The sequence below is a fragment of the Rhodohalobacter sp. genome (genome assembly GCF_041686455.1).
Lineage (GTDB): Bacteria > Bacteroidota > Rhodothermia > Balneolales > Balneolaceae > Rhodohalobacter.
Map to the genome: position 1 here is coordinate 1 of NZ_JAWLDW010000178.1, position 3984 is coordinate 3984.

Consider the following 3984-nt stretch of genomic DNA (forward strand, 5'->3'; position numbering starts at 1 on the left):
GAAAGTTACTACACCCCTACCGCCGAGGCACTGGATGAAATTCAGGTGATTCGCGGAGCGGCTTCGCTTCAATATGGTACACAGTTCGGTGGACTGGTCAACTTCAAACTGAAGAAACCTGTTCGAAACAGAAATCTCGTATTTACCTCTCGCCAGTCGGTGGGTTCAGACGCACTCTTCACATCCTTCAACAGCCTGAGCGGAACTACCGGAAAGCTAGGCTACTACGGATTTTTCAACTACAAAAACGGAGACGGATTTCGGCCAAATTCGGGTTTTAAATCGCAGAATGCCTATATCTACACCGACTATCAGCTGAGTAAAAACACTAAACTAAGTGCAGACTTTACGTACCTGTACTATCTCGCACAACAGCCCGGAGGTTTGACCGATGCTCAATTTTATCGCAATCCGGAAGTTAGCAATCGAACCCGAAACTGGTTTGAAGTGGACTGGAAATTGGCCTCTGCAAAACTCGAGCATACCTTTTCATCCCGCACCAAATTCAGTCTGTTGGCCTTTGGACTTAGTGCTTCCCGGAAATCCCTCGGTTTCCGAACCAACCGTGTTTCACAGGAGGATGATCTGAATGCACCGCGCGATCTCATTCTTGGCGAATTCAAAAATTGGGGAGCCGAAGCCCGGTTTCTGCATCGCTACAAAATTGGATCCCGAAATTCCGTTTTTCTGATCGGCTCAAAATATTACAGCTCTAAAAATACGTCTGTTCAGGGGCCCGGAACTGCAAGCGCTGAGGCCAATTTCACCCTGGCCGATGAACAATTTCCTGACTTCCCCAACCAATCGGACTTTACTTTTCCGAATAGTAATGTGGCTGTCTTTGGAGAGAACATCTTCTATCTGAGAGACAATTTATCCATCACCCCCGGCTTTCGTTTTGAGTATATCAACACCCAAAGCCGAGGCTCGTTTAAACGAGTAAACTTTGACCTGGCCGGAAACCCCATTCAAAATGAAACTTTCGAGGACAACCGGGATTTTGAACGAAGCTTTGTTTTGTTGGGGGCCGGACTCAGCTATCTGCCGGAACCTAAAACCGAATTTTATGGGAATTTCTCTCAAAATTATCGATCCGTTACTTTTAATGATATCCGTATTGTAAATCCTACGTTTCAGGTTGATCCTGAAATTACTGACGAGAGTGGCTTTACTGCAGATTTTGGTATCCGAGGCCGATTTGGAGATAACATCTCCTACGACGTAGGCGGTTTCGGATTGATGTACGACAATCGTATTGGTGAATTTTTACGGGCGGAAACCCGCATCAATGCAGAGGGCGTGCAGGAAGAGACCGGACGAGTAGTTCGTTTCCGCGGAAATATCGGTCGGGCATTTATGTACGGTATAGAGAGTCTGGTTGAGGTAAACCTTCTGCCTTACATTATCAAAGAGAACCGGGATCTGAAATTCAGCATATTCGCCAATACAGCATTCACAAAATCCGAGTATCTTGATTCAGATATTTCCGGAGTGGAAGGAAATCAGGTAGAATTTGTGCCTTTTCTGAATTTGAAGACCGGGTTCAATGCCGGATATAAAGATCTTAAAGCAAGCCTGCAATACACATACGTTTCCGGTCAATATACCGATGCATCCAATGCTGAACAGAATCCATTTGACAATCAGAGCGGTATCCGCGGAGAAATTCCGGCGTATGATGTATTGGATTTCTCCGCTTCCTATTCCTGGAGAGAATTCACTTTGGAGACGGGCATTAACAACGTTCTGAACAACTGGTATTTCACGCGTCGCGCAACCGGATATCCAGGTCCGGGCATCATCCCTTCCCCGCCCCGCACATTTTATATGACGCTTCAATTAAAAATTTAGCAGAAGAGAGACGGCCTACTTATTAGATTAGCGTGAATTCGGCATAAGGATCCGGAAAAGAGTTTCCACTTCTCCCTAAGGAAGAGATGGAGGGGCTTACATAAAATTAGTAATGTTATTGCATAGAAAGCAATAAAATAAGGTGTTCGATTTTGTAACGTATATAATCCTAAGCCCAATTTTAAAACATAGTTTATTCTAAAAAAGAATGAATGAACCCTCCGGCCTTGATTGGTGGAGGTTTAGCATGGTTTGCATCTGAGCGCGGGAGACATCACAACATCTGCTCGCCCGCGAGCAATTGATGTTGTGTAACCGCGCGGGCAGACCATGCCCGGAAGCAATCACCGCCGGGAGTTTTTGATTACTTTTGGCGGCCCAAAAGTAATACAGAAAAGAATAGTACCTCTATAATCATAGTAACTTTTTAAAAACATATCTAAATTATATGGGTAATGTCAGCGGCTGGGGATGGTTCTCGTTCATTGCCATAGTTTTAAAGTTATAAATTTGAAATTTATTTTCTTTCAACCTCCCCTAAATCGCATGCGTGGGAATCGCTTCGATTGGAGCCTATCCTTGGATTGGGAGGAAACTTTTGACGTTCAATTTCAGACTTTTATATCAAACTCATGTTTGATTGGTTGATTATATAGACTTTATAGAACTGCCGATTATTTTCTTTGAGGAATAGACACGGTAAATTCCAAACAGAAAACTAAAAATCAGATAGTACCCAATTGTTTGTGCAGATAGACTAAATTCTACACCCTGATAGATTCTGTATGGGAATTCAATAAAAAGCGTAATCAGGCAGAGCCCGCCAAACATCCAAACGAAATAGTTAATGAATATTTGAATCGCACAATGTTCTTTTTTAGAGAATTAAATGAAATGAAGATTTAAAAATTAAATCTCTCATTGCAGATGTGCCTTTCGGTCGTAATGACTTCCCCATTTGCACCAACGGTATTCTCAACAACGGTCTCGCACTCTACGTGATCATTGCTTACATGAATGAAGGTTAAAATTCCGGCAGTCAAAAGAACGATACCAAAAATTGTCCCAATCAGAATATCTTTAGTCAACGTTATCTGTTTTATAGGTTAAATAATTTGGCAACTAGGCAACAAAGCAACCAAAAAAGTCTGAATCTAATGTACAGCTGAAATTGAATAACTGAAAATCATAAATTTACTACAATAGCCATTTTGCCGTGGCTTAGTTTGAACGTTTAAAAGCACCTGAACCAACTATTTCCTTAACGTTTCTTGTTTTTTATAACTTCAAAGGTAAAACGTTTTAAATCTTTGGAGGCAAGATATTTTTATTACTTTCTTCTACAGACTCAAGTCAAACGAATCATCCTCTTATGAATCTATTCATTGCTTTTCTGCTCCTGCTTCCTTTTCAGACTGAAACCGGTAACGCGTCAATGCAATCGGTTCAAATAGAAAGTACAATCGATCAGGTTACGGTTTATCGGGATGGAGCACTTGTCCACAGATCTGCCGAAGTACAGCTGCCGGCCGGGACCAGTGAGCTGGTGTTTACCGGGCTTACGCGCCAAATTCACGAAGAGACCATAACTTTACGGACAGAGAAAGGATCTTTAACACTCCTTAGCATCAATACGCGGCTCAACCGAGAAGGATCTATTGAAAAACGGGAAAAAGCGGATTCTCTGAATGTCATAAAACAGAATCTGGAGGATGAAATTACGCTTCTCAATGCCGATCAAACCAATCTTACCCGGGAACTGAATCTGCTTGCGGCCAATCAATCACTGACCGGTGGTCAGGGAGTAGAGCTCTCCGGACTGAAAGAAGCCATGGAGTATTACCGTGAGCGATATCGAACTATCGAATCACGAAAAATCGAAACGGACAAGGAGTTGGGCAGGCACAGCGAAAACCTGGGTGAGATAAACCGCAAGATTAACGAGCTGGAGAATGAAATTCGACGGCAAAGCAATGAAGCAGTGGCAGTGATCGATTCACAGAGAGATCAAACCATCACCCTGGAGCTCTCATATGTAGCATATCGTGCAGGCTGGACTCCCTCCTACGACGTCCGCTATTCCGGGGCAGACTCTCCTCTTACTCTCGATTACAAGGCCGAGATATACCAGGA

At 43.1% G+C, this 3984-nt stretch carries 3 protein-coding genes; 2 read left to right on the plus strand and 1 reads right to left on the minus strand.

Going from position 1 to position 3984, the window contains the following annotated elements:
• A partial coding sequence (locus tag ACESM0_RS13155; RefSeq protein WP_372906661.1) for a TonB-dependent receptor family protein occupies window positions 1-1851 on the plus strand: 1851 nt, incomplete at its 5' end.
• A 902-nt stretch (window positions 1852-2753) separates the two neighbouring features.
• On the opposite strand, the gene ACESM0_RS13160 is transcribed toward ACESM0_RS13155, so the two are convergent.
• Complete coding sequence (locus tag ACESM0_RS13160) at window positions 2754-2939, minus strand: hypothetical protein (RefSeq protein WP_372906662.1); 186 nt, start codon at window positions 2937-2939, stop codon at window positions 2754-2756.
• Between the two features lie 284 nt (window positions 2940-3223).
• Here ACESM0_RS13160 and ACESM0_RS13165 point away from each other — a divergent pair.
• Window positions 3224-3984, plus strand: a 761-nt coding sequence (locus ACESM0_RS13165; protein WP_372906663.1) for a DUF4140 domain-containing protein, incomplete at its 3' end; no start/stop codon positions are given.